Genomic DNA, 19,642 nt, shown 5'->3' with positions numbered 1-19,642 from the left:
CTAAGGCTCTTTACGGCGGCGAAGCTCCGCGCGCACCCGCCGCCATTTGCCCTGCTCGAAATTTTGGGAATATCGCCACGACCTGTCTTCTTCGATGAAAGCTATTTCTTCGGCACGTTGGCCATGTTCCTGAACCAGCTCGTCGGTCATTCTTGTTATTTCCGCGTCGGAAATGAACGTTGACCGTCCACAACTTTCCCACTTCACCCACAGGAAGACGATCAGCACGAACACGCCGAATGCGATGAGCGAAAGATGCTCCGCGTGAATAGAGGACATATGCAATCTCACGACAGAAATTCCACATACTGCATCATTATTACATATTTTTTATTTTCAGCAATAGGAATGCCTTAAGTCGCGCAGTTGCAAAGACGACTGTCCCTTCAGTTCGGAGGGTAGCGATTGGAACTTAGAAAGATTTTCGGCAGCAATATTCGCCATCACCGAAAAGCGTTGGGTCTGACGCAGGAAACCCTTGCGGAAAAAGCCGATCTTTCGATTGAGATGATGGGACGTCTGGAACGGGGCGACGCCTCGCCCTCATTTGAAACCATCGAGAGTATCGCAAAAGCCCTCGGCCTTCCCGCCATCGCGTTCTTTGGCTCCGGTACTGTTATTGCTCCCGAAGGCGAGAGGGGTCGTCTGCTTCACCGTGTGAATGCGGCACTTGCGAATATGAATGAGGATGACCTTGTGCGGGTTACACGTATGCTGGAGGCTTTTATCCGCAGATAATATGAGGATATTCCAAATACCCATGGGAAGAATTGATCAAGCCAGCAAAAAGCAGGCAAGATGCTAGGCTACTTTTTAGGAATTATTTGAAAACAGATCGCTGCCGGAACTTTTGCATTTAAAAGCGTGCTAGCTTAGTGCCAATTCACTCAAACGTGGCTGGCGGCTTCTATCAATGGACAAGAAAGAAATAACCCCGCAAAACGCAAGAAATGAAGCCGAAATTTTTGCAGAATTGGAAAAACTCTGCACATCGCCAGGGTTCATCCACGCCATCGCCTACTTTTGCTGGCGAGACAATTTAATAAAATTCTCCGGTGATCAGGTGACCGAGGCGGATGTCGAACACCAATATTCCCACGACAAATTGTTAAGAACGGAAATCTCCACGCTAATTGGCCTCATGGCAAAGGGAAAAATTGACCTCGACCATCCGTCACCTGCAACAATTCAGCACTACATCGACACTTCAGAAGCTCTTTTATATGAAATGCATATGAGTCTTCAAAAGCCTTGGCTGTCGGCCTTTCAGGCAATGGTAAAGAATCAAGAAAAAGCAAAGCCCATTAATCCGTTTGATAATGCCGAAGGGCTACGGGAGCCAATCTTCTACGCGGGAGAATCTGCCTATAATTTCCAGTATCAAGAACTTGCTCGACTGAAGTACCACGCTGACAACGATTGGCTCAATGCTCACGTCGGCTTTACAATTGATGAGGCATATGAGCTTGTACGAGCGCTGGGCCAGTTACAACTAGAGAAAATCGTCCGCCTTCGCAAAACAATATTGAAGTTACCGCCAGAGCAGTGGAGTTTCGTACCCGGGTTCGTCTTCAGTGCGGAGGAATTGGAAACTCCCACAGGAATGGCTATTGCCAAGATAGAACAAATACTTAAGGCGTTTTGCTTCAATACAGAAGGTGCTAACTCCCCATTTTCCAGCCTAAGTTCTTTCAATGAAACGAATGCTGCACCTATATTCAAAATTTCCGAAAACTCTTTCATACTATTGCAACACTATAGCCTTTTAGAAGCGCTATACGAAGCACCATACTTTTGGATGTTATTAGATAAATCATATTCCGCAGCAGCTTCAAAACATCGCGGCGAGTTTGCCGAACAATTTCTATTCGACAGACTTACACATGTATTTGGGCATTCAAACGTCTTTCGAAACGTTGATATCTACAAAGGAAAAAACAGATTTGCCGAGGCTGATGTACTTGTTCTGTATGGTGATCGTGCGATCGTTGTTCAAGCTAAGTCAAAACGACTAACAATCGAAGCGCGCAAAGGAAACGATCTACAACTCAAGGATGATTTCAAGAAAGCAATTCACGATGCGTACGATCAAGCTTTGCTTTGTGCCCAAGCCATCCTTGGTGACGGGTACCGCTTTACTGTAAGTTCCGGCGAAGAAATAATATTGCCAATAAAACCAAAAACGATACTACCATTATGCACAGTTTCCGACCATTATCCAGCATTGTCCGCCCAAGCGCGACAATTCTTAAAATTAACCACAAATAACACCATCCATCCCCCGATGGTTACCGACGTATTCTTCGTTGACGTTCTGACAGAGATGCTGGATACGCCACTTAACCTTCTTAACTATCTGGCACTACGATCCAAATTTGATAAACAACTCTTAATTTCTCAAGAAATTACGACACTAGGCTATCATCTTAAGCACAATCTTTGGCTCGAAGAACAATACAACATTGTAAACTTAGGAGATGATTTCACAAGCGCGCTCGATATTGCGATGTCAGCACGTAGAATGGGAGTTCCCGGGGAGAGAACCCCTAAAGGCATACTGACACGCTTCAACAACACGCCAATTGGCGACTTGTTAGCAGAAATCGAAGCAAGCAAGACGCCGGAACTCGTTGGATTGGGAATGCTACTCCTACAGTTCGGTTCTAATTCGGCAACACATATTAATAACGGTATAGAACAATTGGTTCGGTCCGCTATGCTAGGGGGCCAAGTTCATGACATGTCTGTTCCAGCAGAGGCGGAAAGAGCAGGGTTCACCATTCATGTGAGCCCGAAGCCAGACGATGAGGCGCGAGAACGTCTTAGTACTCATTGCCAAGTGAGAAAATACGAAACCCAATCAGACGCTTGGTATGGAATTTTACTGACACCTGGAACTGGTAAAATTAAGAGCGCATTAGTCGTTCAGAGTAAATGGAAATCCGACGCAGAAATGGATAAGGTTCTTGCCACATGGCCTCGTAAGTCCATGATACCTATAGAGAGCCTTTCAAAACGAATTCGTAAACAAAAAACCGGAAGAAACGATCCTTGCCCCTGCGGGAGCGGCATAAAATATAAAAAGTGCTGTTTGTCTGGAAACTAATTTATTCCAAGAAAGGGCAAGCGGAAAAGTTTAATTTTGAATAAGAAATGGTGCCCGGAGGCGGATTTGAACCACCGACACGCGGATTTTCAATCCGCTGCTCTACCAACTGAGCTATCCGGGCACTTCAGGTCCTTGAAGAACCTCCGCTTTTGGCGGGCGGGGCTGTTTGGTGCCCCGAAAGTGAGCGGGGTTATAACATCTTGTTCGGACATGGCAAGCGCCATCGCGAAGTTTTTTGACAGTTTTTTCACGGCGCCTGTGGATGGCTGGAAAGTCTGCCCGGCGAAGGCCGGATTGCGGCGGAAAACCCGCTCCTGGGCATCCGCCGGACCAGCGGGCGGTGGCGCGGCAGGGGGCGGCTTACGCCCCCTCATTGCGCCGTGCGGCAAGGCCAAGTGCGATTGGCACAACGGCCACCAGCGCCGCCATGACGGGCGAGGAGGCGAAGATGCGGCTTGCCAGCGAGGTGACGGCAACGGAGCGCACCACCGTCATCAGGCGCGAATTCTCGCGGTCGCGCTCATGCCGGGCATTGGTGGATTTATGATGCGGCGTGTTGGCGGCGGCTTCCAGCCGTTTGACGTCGCGGCGAATTTTTTCGGGCTGTTTGCGCAGATCATCCAGTTCCGCGCGCAAGGATGATTCCGCCGGGGCGGCGGCACGCGCCCTTCGGGCAGCAGCGGGTTTAGCAGCCTTCTTCTCCACGGCCTCTTCGTCCAGTTCGGCCAGATGCTCGTCAAGGTCAGAGGGCTTGTCGAAACCGTGGGATCGCAGTGGTGCTTTCATCGCTGTCTCCTGAGGCGTGCTGAATTACGGCGGCGGGCGCTTTTGCCCGCTCAGCCTTTTCAACGCCTCAGCCGGGCAAAGGATGCACGGAAAGCGGGGAGACAGGCATAATAAAACAGGCCCCGAAGGGCCTGTTCAATGTCTCGCTTAAAGCCTCAGGCCGCCTTGGCGGCGCTGGCATAGGGATCGAAGCGACCGTAGAAGGTCTCGCCCTTGGCGGCCATATCCTTCAGCAGCGGTGTCGGCTTGAAGCGCGGGCCATAGGTCTCGCTGAGCTTCTCGGCGAGTGCCACGAAGTTCTTCACGCCCATGCCGTCGATGTAGGACAGCGCACCGCCGGTATAGGGCGCGAAACCGAAACCGAGGATGGAGCCGACATCCGCCTCACGTGGATCGGTGACGATGCCTTCTTCCACTGTGCGGGCGGCTTCCAGCGCCACGGTGACGAGGAAGCGCTGTTTCAGCACCTCCATATCCACCGCTTCAGGCTTCTGCTGCGGATAAAGGTCCTTCAGCCCGGGCCAGAGGGATTTCTTGGCGGGCTTTTGCGGATAGTCGTAAAAGCCCTTGGCGTTCTTGCGGCCAAAACGGCCCTCGCCTTCCACCAGCGTCTTCACCAGCTCCATATGGCGCGGGTCGACGGCCTTTTCGCCGAGATCGGCGACGGTGGCTTTCAGGATCTTGTAGGAAAGATCGATAGCCACCTCATCATTCAGCGCCAGCGGGCCGACCGGCATGCCAGCGAATTTCGCGGCATTTTCGATCATGGCAGCGGGCACGCCTTCGATCAGCATGTCGTAGCTTTCCGCCATGTAACGCAGCACGCAGCGATTGACGAAGAAGCCGCGCGTATCGTTCACCACAATCGGGGTCTTCTTGATCTTCGCCACATAATCCAGCGCGACGGCGAGCGCCTTGTCGCCGGTTTCCTTGCCGAGGATCACTTCCGTTAGCATCATCTTCTCGACCGGCGAGAAGAAGTGGATGCCGATGAAATCCGCCGGGCGCTTCGCGTTCTTCGCAAGGCCGGTGATCGGCAAAGTGGAGGTGTTGGAGGCGAAGATCGCGCCCTGCGGCAAGACGGCTTCCACGGCCTCGATGACGGCCTTCTTCACGTCGCGGTCTTCGAAGACGGCCTCGATGACGAGATCGGCATCGGAGAGCGCCTTGTAATCCGCTGTCGGGGTGACGAGGTCGAGCAGTGCCTTGGCCTCATCCTGGGTCAGCCTGCCCTTGCCGATGGCGGCCTTGACGCTTTCCTCGCAATGGCCCTTGCCCTTGTCGGCAGCTTCCTGATCGCGGTCCACCAGCACAACGGGGATGCCGGCGGCAGCCGTGACATAAGCGACGGCAGCGCCCATGAAGCCCGCGCCGACAACGCCGACCTTCTTGAACTCGGTCTTCGGCTGGCCGGCCGGGCGGCGCGCGCCCTTGCCCAGTTCCTGCATGGAAATGAACAGCGAGCGGATCATGCCGAAGGCTTCCTTCGAGCGAAGGATTTCGGTGAAATAACGCTGCTCCACCTTCAGCGCCGTATCGAAGGGCAATTGCAGGCCTTCATAGACGCATTTGAGGATGGCGAGCGCGGCCGGATAGTTGCCGGCGCTTTCGCGGCGCAGGATTGCCGGAGCGGCGGGCCAGAGCTGGGCTGCGGCAGGCGTCCAGATACCGCCGCCGGGGGCCTTGAAGCCCTTTTCATCCCAGGGGGCGACCGGTTTCAGGCCGTCCTTGATCATCTGCTTTGCAGTGGAGACCAGCTGATCCGGCTCCACCACCTGATGCACCAGACCCATGGCCTTGGCGCGCGCGCCGGTCAGCGACTGGCCGGTGGTCATCATCTGCAATGCCGATTGCGCGTCCGTCAGGCGCGGCACACGCTGGGTGCCGCCGGCGCCGGGGAAGATGCCGACCTTGACTTCCGGAAGGGCGATCTTGAGGTTCTTGGCGCTGGAGGCGACCCGGCCGTGGCAGGCAAGCGACAGCTCAAACGCACCGCCCATGCAGGTGCCGTTGATGGCGGAAACCCAGGGCTTGCCGTTGGTCTCGATCTTGCGGAACAGGCCCGTCATGCGGCCAACCAGTTCGAACAGCCTTGCAGCGGCCTGATCCGGGTTCTTCGTCTTCTCATCATTGTAGAAGGAGAACATCGACTTGATCATGGAAAGATCGGCGCCGCCGGAAAAGGTGCTCTTGCCTGACGTGAAAACGACGCCCTTGACGGCGCTATCGGCGACAGTCGCGTCAACAATGGCGTTCAGCTCGTCCATCACCTCTGACGTGAAGACGTTCATGGATTTTTCCGGCATGTCCCAGGTGACGAGGGCGATGCCGTCTGCGTCCGTCTCGATGGTGAAATTGGTGTAAGTGCTCATTTGGGATTCCTCTTCCCTCAAATTTCCCTGCGGTTACGACAGTCCGATTGCGAGGCCGATACAACCGACCACAAGAACGAGAAACACGATCAAACCCCAGCGCTCTGCCCGGAGCCGCCGGATGTGGACAGGGGAAACGGGGCGGATGGACGCCCTGTGATCCTGTGCCATATCCTTTCCCAGATTGTGCCGAGCCAGCTGCTGTTCGATCTCATTCTTGGGCCGCTCGTAAACCTCGCGCCTCATGACCAGCCTTAAACCCGCTCGATAACCGTCGCCGTGCCCATGCCAGCGCCGATGCAGAGCGTGACGAGCGCGGTGTTCAGATCGCGCCGCTCCAGCTCATCCAGCACCGTGCCGAGGATCATCGCGCCGGTTGCACCGAGCGGATGGCCCATGGCGATGGCGCCGCCATTGACGTTCATCCGGTCGTGGTCGATGTCGAAGGCCTGCATGTAACGCAGGACCACCGCGGCAAAGGCTTCGTTGAGTTCGAAAAGATCGATATCGGCAAGCGACATGCCGGTCTTTTTCAGGAGCTTTTCGGTCACATCCACCGGGCCGGTCAGCATCAGCGCCGGATCGGAGCCGATATTGGCGAAAGCCTTGATGCGGGCGCGGGGCTTAATGCCCATCGCCTCGCCGCCCGCCTTCGAGCCAACCAGCACGGCCGCAGCACCGTCAACGATGCCGGACGAATTGCCGGCGTGGTGCACGTAATTGATCCGCTCCACTTCCGGATGCGCCATGATGCCGACGGCTTCGAAACCACCCATTTCACCCGGCATCTGGAAGGATGGGTTGAGCGAGGCCAGCGCCTGCATGTCCGTGCCGGGGCGCATATGCTCGTCACGGTCGAGGATCGTCAGGCCGTTTGAGTCCTTCACCGGAATGACCGACTTGTTGAAATAGCCCTTGTCCCAGGCATGCGCCGCGCGCTTCTGGCTTTCGACGGCATAGGCATCGACATCGTCACGGGAAAAACCGTATTTCGTGGCGATGAGATCGGCCGACACGCCCTGCGGCATGAAGAAGGCCGGGAAGTTGACCGAAGGGTCCATGTACCAGGCGCCGCCGGACATGCCCATGCCGACGCGCGACATGCTTTCGACGCCGCCGGCGATGACGATATCGTCCGACCCCGCTTTGACCTTGCCGGCTGCGAAATTGATGGCATCGAGACCCGAGGCGCAAAAGCGCGAGATCTGCATGCCCGGCGCCCTGTTGGAATAACCGGCCTCGAAGGCGGCGGCCTTCGGGATCACCGCACCGGCATCCATGACGGGATCGACGCAGCCCATGATGATGTCGTCGACGGCAGAAGTGTCCAGCCCGTTGCGGTCGCGGAGGGCTTCCAGTGTCTTGGCGGCAAGGCGAACGGAAGGCACCTCATGCAGGCTGCCATCCTTCTTGCCGCGTCCGCGCGGGGTGCGGACATGGTCGTAGATAAATACGTCGGTCATAACTCTCTCCCTGTGGCGTTATGAACGCCAGATTTCTCAGAATGCTTCCGCAGCCAGTTCCATCATGGTGTCCGCGCCGGTTTCGATGCGGGCCTTGCGCAGCGCCGTTTCCGGCATGATGCGCTCCATGTAAAACTTCGCCGTGACAAGCTTGGTCTTGAGGTAATCCTCGTCCGAAGCGCTGCCGGCTGCAAGCGCTTCGCTGGCGGCTTTCGCCATGCGCGCCTGCATGTAGCCCAGCACCACGATGCCGAAGAGATGCATATAGTCGGTCGAGCCGGCACCGGCATTGTCGGGTTTCGCCATGGCGTTCTGCATGAACCACATGGTTGCGGCCTGCAGGTCGTTCAAGCCCTTCTTCAAGCCCTTGGTGTAGAGGCTCAGCTTTTCATCGGCGCGGTTTTCCTCGCAGAAATCGCCGATTTCCTTGAACAGCGCCATGACGGCGCGGCCGCCATTCATGCCGAGCTTGCGGCCAACCAGATCGAGCGCCTGAATGCCGTTGGCGCCCTCATAGATCATGGTGATACGCGCATCGCGGACATATTGGCTCATGCCATGTTCCTCGATGTAGCCGTGACCGCCGAAGACCTGCTGCGCCATCACCGCATGGTCGAAGCCCTTATCGGTCAGCACACCTTTCAGAATCGGCGTGACGAGGCCAAGCAGGTCGTCCGCCGCCTGGCGCTGCTTTTCATCGGCGGCGCGGTGGGCGATGTCGGATTGCAGCGCGGTCCAAAGCAGGAAGGCGCGGCCGGCCTCGTTATAGGCCTTGATGGTCATCAGCGTGCGACGGATATCGGGATGCACGATGATCGGATCGGCCTTCCTGTCGGGGAATTTCGCACCCGAAAGCGAGCGGCCCTGAATGCGCTCACGGGCATATTCAACCGCGTTCTGATAGGCGATCTCACCGACGGAAAGACCCTGCAGGCCAACGCCAAGGCGGGCTTCGTTCATCATCACGAACATGGCCGAAAGGCCCTTGTTCTCAGCGCCCAGCAGATAACCGGTCGCGTCATCGTAGTTCATGACGCAGGTGGCGTTGCCGTGAATGCCCATCTTGTGTTCGATGGCGCCGCAGGTGACGCCGTTTCGCTCGCCCGGCGTGCCGTCTTCCTTCACCAGGAACTTCGGTACGATGAAGAGCGAAATACCCTTGGTGCCCTCAGGCGCGCCTTCGATGCGGGCGATCACCAGATGGACGATATTGTTCGTCATGGAATGTTCGCCGGCGGAGATGAAGATCTTCTGGCCGGAAATTTTGTAGCTGCCATCAGCCTGCGGCACGGCCTTGGTGCGCAGCATGCCGAGATCGGTGCCACAATGGGGTTCGGTGAGGTTCATGGTGCCGGACCATGTGCCATCCACCATCTTCGGCAGGTAGGTGTCCTTCTGCTCCTGCGTGCCATGCACTAGAATGGCGGCAATCGCACCCTGCGTCAGGCCGGGATACATCATCAGCGACAGGTTGGCCGACGACATATATTCGCCAATGGCGGCATGCAGCGTATAGGGCAGGCCCTGCCCGCCGAATTCCGGCGGAACGGCAAGGCCGATCCAGCCGCCTTCGCAATAGGCGTCATAGGCATCCTTGAAACCATCCGGCACAGAAACCGAACCGTCATCGGCGCGCTTGCAACCCTGTTGGTCGCCGGAAAGGTTGAGCGGGAAAAGCCGCTCTTCGGCAAGCTTTGCGGCTTCACCGGTAATGGCCTCGATCATGTCGGGGGTTGCATCCTCGAAGCCGGGCAGGTTGTTATACCGCTCCAGGCCGAGAACGTCGTTCAGGATAAAAAGCGTGTCTTTAACTGGGGCCTTGTAAACAGGCATTACCGATGTTCCTCCGCATCGTGGGCGCCGGCGATAATCCGGCCGATATGGGATGACAATATTTGACGTGCGCGTAAACGTCAAATAAATTTCAGCGGAATATCCCTTCTCCTTTTTCGCGGAATGGACGTCCGGCCCGGCGCAGGGCTGCCGCGTGCCGCAAAAGTTAAAAAATTCCGACCATAGTTAACCACTTCTTTACCACGTTTCGTGAATTCTCCCGACAGAGGTAACTGCTTCGTACTCCGGCGCATTTTCCTCAACGGGGGCGAATACCGGCTTTAGGATTGCTGCATGTTGCGGCGACGGCGTGTCCAGGCAGGCAACGTCGCGACAGATAACCGGGCACGGCGGGCGGAAGCGAAGCGAGCGAAAAGATGAACGGATTGCGATCGAAAACCCAACAGCCAAGCGACAGATCGTCTCTTGATGCGCTCAATCGCACCATCGAAGGCCTCGAAGCCCGTATCGAAGGGCTGATGAGCCAGAAGTTCCCGCGCGACCCCCGGGCCGCGAGCGCTCAGCCCGAAGCGAAAAGCGAGGCTTATGCCGCGCGCGCCGCCGTCACGCCACCGCAGCTCGATCCCGTCAACGAAATCCGCCAGCGCCAACGCCTCCTCGAGGCGAGCTTCCAGCGCCCGCAGGAACCCGTTGCCCGTCCGGAGCGGACGATTACCCGCCCGCTTGCACCGGAATACCGGCCGAGGGACGCGCAGCAGGCAACAGCCGCTCCCGCACCGCGCGCGCGTTCCATCCCGCCCTATCAGGAGCCGCAGCGCAATGATGCAGCCTTGCAGGAAATCGCACAGGCGCTCGTCAATCTGCGGCATGAGCTGAAGCACGACATTGCCGAGGGCGTTGCCCGCGAAGCGCAGGGACTGCGCACCGAGATCCGCAATATTCGCGCGGTGGCGGAAGACCAGCAGTTCATCGGCGATCTGCGCGACGATATCGCGCGGCTGGCCGGCAGCATCGACCAGCTCGGCAATCTGGCATCTCCCGATGCCTACGGGCTGCGCAACGAATTCGAGGACCTGCGCCTGACGATCGACCAGCTTGCGCGCGAAGACAGCGTGCACCGGATCGAAAGCCGCTGGAACAATGTGGAAGACACGCTGCGCGGTTTCGACGCCGGCGCGTTGCAGGATGAGATCGTTTCGCTCGCCTATCGTCTCGATGACATCAAGACGCAGCTCGGCGGCATGAGCAACAATCCGGCCGTGCGCGTGCTCGAAGACAAGCTGATCACCATTGCCAGCGCCGTGGAGCAGCTCGGCAAGCACATGCAGCCGAACGAAGCGGCCTTTACCGAACAGTTTTCCGGTCTCGACCAGCGGCTGGACGAAATCAGCCGCGCCATTGCCGCAACCGGCACGCGCGCCAATGCACAGGCAACGGACAATGCGCTGGCGCAGCGTCTGGAAACCCGGCTGAACGGCCTTGCCGAACAGCTCGGCGACATCAACCGCCTTGCCGCCACAAAACCTGAACCGGCGCTGGACCTGACCGCCCGTCTTGAAGCGCTGGCCGGCAAGATCGACGAACTCAGCACCGCCCGCGACGCCGCCCAGTTGCATGAGCGGCTGGACCAGCTTTCCCTGCTTCTGGAGCGTTCGCAGCGCCCCTCGCAACAGGCGGAACTGACGTCTTTCCTCAGCGACATTTCCCGCAAGATCGATGCGCTGGATCACGGCGCCGTCAATGACGGTCTGGCAGAGCGGCTCGACCTGCTCTCGCGGCGGATCGAGGACCTCGACTATCGTTACAGCCAGCCGCAACCGGCATCGGGCCTCAGCGAAAGCGCCTTCTCGCGTCTGGAAGAGCGGCTCGGCAATATTGCAGCCCGTCTCGATGAGACCGCCCATGCCGCGCCCGCCGACAGCCACGCGCTGGCAAGCCTCGAAAACCAGATCGCCCATCTCTCGACGCTGATCAGCCAGCCGGTGCAGATGCAGGCCGCGGGCATGCCGCCTGAACTCGATGCCCGCATGGCGGCCATCGAAGACTACATGGCGTCCAACGACGAATATATCATCGAAGCAGCCCGGCAGGCGGCCGAGGCCGTTCTGGACGCCTATACCCGTAACAATCTCTCGGCCGGCGCAAACCTTGCCGACATGACCATGCTGACCGATCTTGCGACCGATCTGCGCAATCTCGAAGCCTTGAGCCGCAACACCGAAGAACGCACGCACCGCACATTCGAAGCGCTGCATGAGACGCTGGTGCAGATCGCCGGCCGGCTGGATAACCTCGACAATGCCCCCGTCTACCGCGAAGAGGCCGCGCCCCGCAACGTCGCGAAGCCTGTGTCGGCCCCCGCGCACGAAGATGTGTCCATGCCGGCCGCCATCTTCCCGGAAGAGGGTTATATCGCCGAAGAACAGGCCATTCTCGACGCCGACGGGAAAGATGGGGATGCCATCGTGCCTCCCGCTGCGGCGAAGCCCGCGAAGGCGGAAAAAAAGAGCCTGCTTGCCGGCCTGACGAAGCGTTTCAAGACGGGTACTGCAAAGACCGTCAAAGCCGAAGAAGAACCCGTATCGGCCTCCTCCTCCGCCCGCACGCAGGTCGAGCCCGCCCCGTCGCTCGATCCGATCGACGTTCTGCCGGCGGGTCAGGAGAACGAACTTCTGGAGCCGGGTTCGGGTGCGCCCGATATCAAGAAAATCCTCGAGCGCGTGCGCGCCAGCCAGGTGGCCGCCAGCGGCAAGGCCGCAGACGCCGAAGGACGGACGGATTTCATTGCCGCCGCCCGTCGTGCGGCGCAGGCCGCCGCCATGGAAACATCGCCGGAGAAGCTCGATACCGGCAAGAAGGGCCGCAAGGCCGAGGCATCGGGGCTCTCGCGCTATCGCCGCCCGCTGCTGCTCGGCATCGGCGCCATTCTTCTGGCGATGATGGCCATGCCGCTCGTTAAGACGCTGATCGGCGGCGCGGAAGCTCCGGCTCCGGTCATTGAGCAGAAGCAGGACAATGGCCCGGTCTCCGCGCTTCCCGAAGCGGGCGACAAGGCCGTGACCATTCCGTCCGATCTCGCCATCGATCCGGAACAGGCCGCATCCGCCGACAGCATCGAAAACACCGCACCGGCGGAAAACATCATCGATCCCCGCACCGTTGGCGGCGCACCGCTGCCTGACGAGCCGCCGGTTGCCGACGTTCCCGCCGTGGATGCGGCAAATTCCGGCACCGTCGCGCAGAACGAACCTTCGGCTCCGGCACAGGTCGCCGCCACGGCTGCTCCCGCCCAGGACGCCATCGCCGTTCCCGCCGGCATCGAGCCGGCATCGCTTGCCGAAGCGGCCGCCAAGGGCGACACGCAGGCGCTGTTCGAGATCGCAGCCCGCTACACCGATGGCCGCGGCGTTGCCGCCGACCGCACCGAGGCGGCAAAATGGTACAAGCTCGCCGCTGATCGCGGCCTTGCACCCGCGCAATATCGTCTCGCCAATCTCTACGAGAAGGCGAACGGCGTCGAACGCAACCTTCCCGAAGCCAAGCGCTATTACACGCTGGCCGCGGAACAGGGCAATGCCGGCGCCATGCACAATCTCGCCGTCCTGCTTGCTTCCGATGCGGCCGGTCAGCCGGATTTCGCCGCCGCCGCACAATGGTTCATCAAGGCTTCCGACCTCGGCGTTCGTGACAGCCAGTTCAACCTCGCCATTCTCTATGCGCGCGGCAGCGGCGTGAAGCAGGATATCGAGGAATCCTACAAGTGGTTCGCCATCGCAGCCAGGGATGGCGACGCCGACGCCGCCCAGAAGCGCGACGAAGTGGCAGGAGCCTTGAACCCGCAGCAACTTCAGAGCGCCAAGGCCAAGGTGGACGCCTGGAAGGTCAAGCCGCTTTCGGAAGATGCCAACAGCGTCAACCCGCCCGAGGAATGGGCCGGCAAGGAAGGCGTGAAAACTGCTTCCGTGGACATGGAAAAGGCGATCCGCAACATTCAGGCGATCCTGAACAAGAACGGTTTCGATGCCGGTCAGCCTGACGGCAAGCTCGGCAAGAACACCGTGACGGCGATAAAGGACTTCCAGAAGTCCGTGGGCCAGACGCCGGACGGCCGCATTACCAACGAGCTGGTGACCGCGCTTCTCGCCCGCAACAAATAAACATTCGAGAACCGGCGAAGCGGCCCCTAGGCCGCTTTCGCTCAGCCCGGCGCAGGAATGTGGCCGGCTGCCGACACACGGCCGCTATCTTTCCAAATTATCAACGTATTTACCGTTGAATGTTGACAGGTCAGGCCCTCGCGGGCATGACGAATGAAGGCCGGGCATGCCCGGTCTTTTCAGACAGAAAGTGTAAATCGCGGCGCGGCCCCCTCACCCGGACAAGCCCTGCCGCCCGGAACCATTTGCCCGAGGTCCGAGCCGTGACTGTCTATCTGCCGATCGCAGAACTGTCGGTGAATATTTTCATCATTCTCGGCATGGGCGCGGCCGTCGGTTTTCTTTCCGGCATGTTCGGCGTGGGCGGCGGCTTTCTGATTACACCGCTTCTGATTTTCTACAATATTCCGCCTGTGGTGGCCGTGGCGACGGGTGCAAACCAGGTGGTCGCCTCCTCCGTATCAGGCTCGATCACGCATTTCCGGCGCGGCACGCTCGACGTCAAGCTCGGCAGCGTGCTGCTTGTGGGCGGCCTGGTGGGGGCGACGGTCGGCGTATGGATATTCTCCTTCCTGCGCAGCATCGGCCAGCTCGATCTCATCGTGTCGCTGCTCTACGTCATCCTGCTCGGCACCGTCGGCGGGCTGATGCTGAAGGAAAGCATTTCGGCGCTTCGCCGCGCGGCCCGCAACGAAACCGTGACGCTGCGCCGGCCGGGCCATCACAACTGGGTGCACCGCCTGCCGCTGAAAATGCGGTTCAAGAAATCGAAGATCTATCTCAGCATCATTCCCATCGTCACGCTGGGTTTCGGCATCGGCATCCTCACCTCGATCATGGGTGTGGGCGGCGGCTTCATCATGGTGCCGGCGATGATCTATCTCTTACGCATACCCACCAGCGTGGTTGTCGGCACCTCGCTTTTCCAGATCATTTTCGTAACCGCCTATACGACCGTGGTTCAGGCGGCGACCAACTATTCCGTCGATGTGGTGCTGGCCTTCATCCTGATGGTGGCGGGCGTCATCGGCGCGCAATACGGCGTGCGCGTCGGCCAGAAACTGCGCGGCGAACAGCTGCGCGCCCTGCTTGCGCTTCTCGTTCTCGCTGTTGCGCTTCGCCTTGCCGTATCGCTGGTGGTGCGACCCGAAGACCTGTTTTCGGTTGCCGTCGGGGGGTTAGGTTATTGACCCGCCATTTGCTGCTTGCCGCCCTTGCACTGGCCTCATGTCTCACTTTCGGGCAGACCGCTTCGGCCCAGACGCCGCCGCTTGCCCTGCCGCCCGGCCCGCAGCAGCGATCCCTGCTGGAAAATATCGAAATCGGCGCATCGACGACCGAAATTCCAATTGCTTCCGATTTTCGCGGCGCGGATTTCACGCTTTTCGGCGCGCTGAACAATACCGACCAGTTGCTGCTCGCCATCGGGCAATACGACATTGTCGTGACGCTCGAGGGTCCGAGCGACTATATGACCGTGCGCAAGAAGGAACGCGTGGCGGGCATTTGGATCAATACCAGCGCCATCACCTTCACGCCGCTGCCGGAATCCTATTCCATGGCCAGCACGCGCAATATCAGCGATGTCGCCTCGCCCGGAACGCTCCGCGCCATGGGGCTTGGCGTCGACCATCTGTCACTGAAAAGCGCGGTCTTTTCCGGCGTGCCCGACAACGTCTTCGATTTTCAGGAAGCCTATCGGCGTCTGAAGCTTTCCAGCGGCATCTATCGCAACGACACGACCGGGGTGCGGCTGGAACGCACCGGCCTGTTCTGGGCGACTTTGCGCCTGCCGGCCAACGTGCCGAACGGCGTGCACACCGCCCGCGCCTATCTCTTCAAGAGCGGCAAATTCATCGCCCAGCGCGAACTGAAACTACGCGTCGTCAAGACCGGCATGGAACAGGCGATCACCGACGCCGCGCATCAGACGCCGCTTGCCTATGGTGCGCTCTGCGTTCTGCTCGCCGTCGTGACCGGCTGGGGCGCCAGCATCATCTTCCGCAAGGACTGATTGGTTTTCATCCCGCAAAAGAGAGCGTCTGCCGCCCCTGTCGGCAAAGATAGCATTCGCTTCCGTCATCGGTTTGCAGTAAAATTCAAGGCCTTACAATCATACGTGCAGCTCCAGGCGAGCATGTGTGGTTGTGACCGGGATGAAAAGGAGAAATGTCATGTTCAAGCACATTCTCATTCCCACCGATGGCTCGCCGCTGGCGCAGATCGCAATCGACCAAGGGTTCGCTCTCGCCAAGGAGGCAGGCGCAAAGGTGACCGTCGTGACGGTATCGGAACCCTTTCACGTGATTGCCAGCGATGTCGAGGACATTGCCGCCATTGCCGAAGAAGAATTCCACCGCTGCGAGGAAGCGGAACATCTGCTGAGGGATACGCAGGCGCAGGCCACTTCCATGGGGCTGAATTGCGAAGCGCTGCTGGCGCGAGCGGGAAGGCCCGACGAGGCGATCATCGAAGCCGCCAACAGGAGCGGCTGCGATCTCATCGCCATGGCCTCGCACCGACGCAGGAGCTTCGTGGAGATGCTGCTCGGCAGTGTCACGGCCAAGGTGCTGAAGAATTCGAAGATACCGGTGCTGGTCTACCGGCAATAGGGCATTTCCAGTAAAGCTGCGTTGCGGTTTTACGTCCGGAAGAGACGCTCAGCCGAGAAGATTTGAAAACCGCACCGAATAGATGCGGTCCCTCCCCATCAGATGCGCGACGAGAGCGGCATGATCGAACAGGCCGCGCATGGCCTTGTGCCGCAAATCCAGCCCGCCGCTCATGACACCGAAAGCCGGCATCAACAGACGTGAACCGTCGGTGGCGAAACAGGGCCGCCGCACCGTCTTTTCGCGGCGGCGGACCGTGGCGGAGGGATGCAGATGCCCGGCGATTTCGCCGGCGGCATCGCCCGGCTTCGGCTCGTGGCGGAAGACGAGAGTGCTGTAAAACATCTCGTCTACCGAAGAGCCCGGCAGATCGACCGTTCCGTCGGGATCGTGATTGCCGTTGATCCATATCCATTCGCGGCCACGGGCCATGTCGCGGATGAGCTCGCGCAACGGCAGCGGCAGATGCTCGGAACCGACGCGGTCGTGGAAATTGTCGCCAAGGCTGACGACGATCTTCGGATCGTAACGGCTGACGAGGGAGGAGAGGATTTTAAGCGTGGCGATGGTGTCGTAAGGCGGCAGCATGCGTCCGCGCCTTGCAAAAGCCGCGCCCTTTTCCAGATGCAGATCGGAAACGACGAGCAGCGACAGGTCCGGGAGGTAAAGCCCGCCCAAAGGATCGCACCAGGCGGCGACGCCGTTCACGACGGTTTCGCTGCCGAGGCATTCGAAGCCATTGGAAAACCTGTCGCTCAATGTCAGCCGGCTCAGCACTTTTGCCTTTGTTCCTTCATTCCGCCCAGATGTTTCAGGACATGGCCTCGGCGATCAGCTCGTCGGCGGCCTCGGCCAGCACATCGTCCATCGCCTCACCCGCCACCGTCTCGCGACCAATTTCCAACATGACCGGAACGGCGAGCGGCGAGACATGTTCCAACGCGCAATGGGTGGTGTGACCCTTGATTCGCCTCAGCATATCGCCAAGACGGCCAATGTCCAAAAGTCCCGCCGCGGCATCGCGCCGCGTCGCTTCCATCAGGATATGATCCGGCTCATGGCTGCGAAGAACGTCATAAATAAGATCGGCGGAGACCGTGACCTGACGACCAGTCTTTTCCTTGCCGGGATGGCGGCGTTCGATCAGCCCGGAAATGACGGCGCAATTGCGGAAGGTGCGCTTCAGCATGAAGGATTCGTCCAGCCACGCCTCCAGATCGTCGCCGAGCATGTCCTCGTCCAGCAGGTCTGCAAGCGACAGGCGGCGGGATTTCAGCCGTCTGCCGATATCTTCCATGGCCCAGATGGCAAGCGAATAATCGGTGGCGACAAAGCCCATGGGCTTTGCGCCCACCCGCTCCAGCCGGCGCGTCAAAAGCATGCCGAGCGTCTGGTGCGCCAAGCGCCCCTCGAAGGGATACATGACCATGAAGAAGCGCTTGCGGAAGGGGAAGGTCTCCACCAGCAGTTCGTCGCGCTTGGGAATGATCGACTTTTCCTTCTGGATCGCCAGCCAGTCGCGCACCTGATCCGGCAGGGCATGCCAGCGCGTCGGGTCTGCCAGCATGGAGCGCACCTGATCCGCTAGGTAGGTGGAGAGCGGGAACTTGCCGCCAGCATAGGAGGGAATTTTCGGGTCCATGGAGAAGGCCTGCGAGACCAGGCATTCATTCTCGCGTATACCTTCGAAACGCAGCACCTTGCCGGCGAAGAGGAAGGTATCGCCCTGCACCAGCTGCTCGAGGAAATATTCCTCGACCTTGCCGAGCGACATGCCGCCGCGCCCGACCGTGCCTTTGGCATTGCGCTTGACCATGCGGACATTGAGTTCCGCCGCCTCGACGATGGTGCCGAGGTTCAGGCGATATTGTTGCGCGACCGCCGGATTGGAGACGCGCCAGCGGCCGTCCTTCATCTGGCGGATGCGGGCGTAACGCTCATAGGTGCGCAGCGCGTAACCGCCGGTGGCGGTGAAATCCACCACCCGGTCGAAGGTGGCGCGCGGCAGGTCGGCATAGGGCGAGGCGCTGGTTACTTCGCGATAGAGATCATCCGCATCGAAGGGCTCGGCGCAGGCCATGCCAAGTATGTGCTGGGCGAGAACATCGAGCGCGCCCTCGGCAATCGGCGGCGTGTCCTGCGCGCCGATGTAGTTGGCATCCAGTGCGGCGCGGCACTCCATCACCTCGAAGCGGTTGGCGGGAACGAGGATCGCCTTTGACGGCTCGTCCATACGATGATTGGCGCGGCCGATGCGCTGGGCCAGGCGGCTTGCGCCCTTCGGCGCGCCGACATGCACGACGAGGTCGACATCGCCCCAGTCTATGCCGAGATCGAGCGTGGAGGTGGCGACGACGGCGCGCAATTTGTTTTCCGCCATGGCCGCTTCCACCCTGCGGCGCTGGCCGGCATCCAGCGAACCGTGATGCAGCGCAATCGGCAGATTGTCGTCATTGATGGTCCAGAGTTCCTGGAAGATCAGCTCCGCCTGCGAGCGGGTGTTGACGAAGATCAGCGTCGTCTGATGGTCCTTCAGCGCGGCATATAGATCCTTCATGGCGTAACGCGCCGAATGGCCGGACCATGGGATGCGCTCTTCCGTACTCAGGATGGAGATATCCGGCTTTGCCCCACCCTCGACGGTGATGAGACCGGCGGGCGGCTCATCCTGCCCCTGCGGCGCGAGATAACGGCGCAAATCCGTCGGCTCCGCCACCGTGGCCGAAAGGCCGATGAAGCGCACATCGGGCGCATGCCGGCGCACACGGGCGAGCGCCAGTGCCAGCAGATGGCCGCGTTTGGAGGTGACGAGCGAATGCAGCTCGTCGAGCACCACATATTTCAGGTCACGGAAAAAGCGCTCGGCCTCCTTGTTGGCGAGCAGAAGAGAGACCTGCTCCGGCGTCGTCAGTAGAATATCCGGCGGCTTGACCTTCTGGCGCTGACGTTTGCCCTGCGGCGTATCGCCGGTGCGCGTCTCGATGGAAATCGGCAGGCCCATTTCGGAGACGGGTCTGGTGAGGTTGCGTTCGATATCCACCGCCAGCGCCTTGAGCGGCGAGATATAGAGCGTGTGCACGCCGACGAAGCCCGAGCCTGCCGGCACCTTGCCGCGTTCCGCCAGATCGGTGAGCGAGGCCATGAAGCCGCCCAGCGTCTTGCCGGCGCCCGTCGGCGCGATCAGCAGCATGTTTTCACCGCCGCGTGCGCGCGCCATCAACTCCAATTGATGCGCGCGCGGAGACCACCCCTTTTCGGCAAACCATTTCTGGAATGGAAGGGGCAAAGCGCCGACATGCGTGCCGGAAATGGGAGACTCGGTGTGTTTCACAACTTCAAAGTAGTGAAA

At 59.5% G+C, this 19,642-nt stretch carries 13 protein-coding genes and 1 tRNA gene; 6 read left to right on the top strand and 8 right to left on the bottom strand.

Features of this window, described 5'->3' with window-relative positions; all coding sequences use genetic code 11:
- Window positions 1-279, bottom strand: a complete 279-nt coding sequence (locus ACQZ60_RS02150; RefSeq protein ID WP_448734684.1) for a hypothetical protein — start codon at window positions 277-279, stop codon at window positions 1-3.
- Between the two features lie 126 nt (window positions 280-405).
- On the opposite strand from ACQZ60_RS02150, the gene ACQZ60_RS02145 reads away from it, so the two are divergent.
- Both ACQZ60_RS02145 and ACQZ60_RS02140 read left to right on the top strand, forming a co-directional pair.
- Complete coding sequence (locus ACQZ60_RS02145) at window positions 406-738, top strand: helix-turn-helix domain-containing protein (RefSeq protein WP_448734683.1); 333 nt, start codon at window positions 406-408, stop codon at window positions 736-738.
- A gap of 175 nt (window positions 739-913) precedes the next feature.
- Entirely contained in the window at window positions 914-3,106 is a 2,193-nt protein-coding gene (locus tag ACQZ60_RS02140) for an SEC-C metal-binding domain-containing protein (protein WP_448734682.1), read from the top strand.
- A 48-nt stretch (window positions 3,107-3,154) separates the two neighbouring features.
- On the opposite strand, the gene ACQZ60_RS02135 is transcribed toward ACQZ60_RS02140, so the two are convergent.
- From ACQZ60_RS02135 to ACQZ60_RS02115, 5 genes are all read right to left on the bottom strand, one after another.
- Window positions 3,155-3,230 (bottom strand) — tRNA-Phe (locus tag ACQZ60_RS02135).
- A gap of 239 nt (window positions 3,231-3,469) precedes the next feature.
- Window positions 3,470-3,895 (bottom strand): hypothetical protein, encoded by a 426-nt coding sequence (locus tag ACQZ60_RS02130; RefSeq protein WP_448734681.1) that lies wholly within the window; start codon window positions 3,893-3,895, stop codon window positions 3,470-3,472.
- A gap of 155 nt (window positions 3,896-4,050) precedes the next feature.
- A complete protein-coding gene (locus ACQZ60_RS02125) occupies window positions 4,051-6,267 on the bottom strand; it encodes a 3-hydroxyacyl-CoA dehydrogenase NAD-binding domain-containing protein (protein ID WP_448734680.1) in 2,217 nt (738 codons plus the stop codon).
- Between the two features lie 254 nt (window positions 6,268-6,521).
- Window positions 6,522-7,730, bottom strand: a complete 1,209-nt coding sequence (locus ACQZ60_RS02120) for an acetyl-CoA C-acetyltransferase (protein WP_448734679.1) — start codon at window positions 7,728-7,730, stop codon at window positions 6,522-6,524.
- Between the two features lie 36 nt (window positions 7,731-7,766).
- On the bottom strand, window positions 7,767-9,563 hold the full coding sequence (locus ACQZ60_RS02115) for an acyl-CoA dehydrogenase C-terminal domain-containing protein (RefSeq protein ID WP_448734678.1): 1,797 nt from the start codon (window positions 9,561-9,563) through the stop codon (window positions 7,767-7,769).
- 377 nt (window positions 9,564-9,940) lie between these two features.
- Between ACQZ60_RS02115 and podJ the strand changes: the two genes are divergently transcribed.
- The 4 genes from podJ (at window position 9,941) to ACQZ60_RS02095 (ending at window position 16,293) form a co-directional block, all read left to right on the top strand.
- Entirely contained in the window at window positions 9,941-13,681 is a 3,741-nt protein-coding gene (gene podJ / locus ACQZ60_RS02110; RefSeq protein ID WP_448734677.1) for a cell division protein PodJ, read from the top strand.
- A gap of 263 nt (window positions 13,682-13,944) precedes the next feature.
- Complete coding sequence (locus ACQZ60_RS02105) at window positions 13,945-14,871, top strand: sulfite exporter TauE/SafE family protein (RefSeq protein ID WP_003522786.1); 927 nt, start codon at window positions 13,945-13,947, stop codon at window positions 14,869-14,871.
- Window positions 14,868-15,695, top strand: a complete 828-nt coding sequence (locus ACQZ60_RS02100) for a TIGR02186 family protein (protein ID WP_035265149.1) — start codon at window positions 14,868-14,870, stop codon at window positions 15,693-15,695. The genes ACQZ60_RS02105 and ACQZ60_RS02100 overlap by 4 nt, the downstream gene beginning before the upstream one ends.
- 160 nt (window positions 15,696-15,855) lie before the next feature.
- On the top strand, window positions 15,856-16,293 hold the full coding sequence (locus ACQZ60_RS02095; RefSeq protein ID WP_035265148.1) for a universal stress protein: 438 nt from the start codon (window positions 15,856-15,858) through the stop codon (window positions 16,291-16,293).
- A 48-nt stretch (window positions 16,294-16,341) separates the two neighbouring features.
- Here the strand turns inward: ACQZ60_RS02095 and pdeM are convergent, their stop codons facing one another.
- Together pdeM and ACQZ60_RS02085 are read right to left on the bottom strand one after the other, a co-directional pair.
- Entirely contained in the window at window positions 16,342-17,070 is a 729-nt protein-coding gene (gene pdeM / locus ACQZ60_RS02090; RefSeq protein WP_035265147.1) for a ligase-associated DNA damage response endonuclease PdeM, read from the bottom strand.
- A 34-nt stretch (window positions 17,071-17,104) separates the two neighbouring features.
- Window positions 17,105-19,624: a ligase-associated DNA damage response DEXH box helicase gene (locus ACQZ60_RS02085; protein WP_051671948.1), complete on the bottom strand. Its 2,520-nt coding sequence runs from the start codon at window positions 19,622-19,624 to the stop codon at window positions 17,105-17,107.
- Between the last annotated feature and the right edge of the window lie 18 nt (window positions 19,625-19,642).

Source organism: Agrobacterium sp. 22-223-1 (assembly GCF_053522385.1).
The sequence above is the reverse complement of the archived record's forward strand: the minus strand, read 5'-3'. Positions and strand labels throughout refer to the sequence as shown.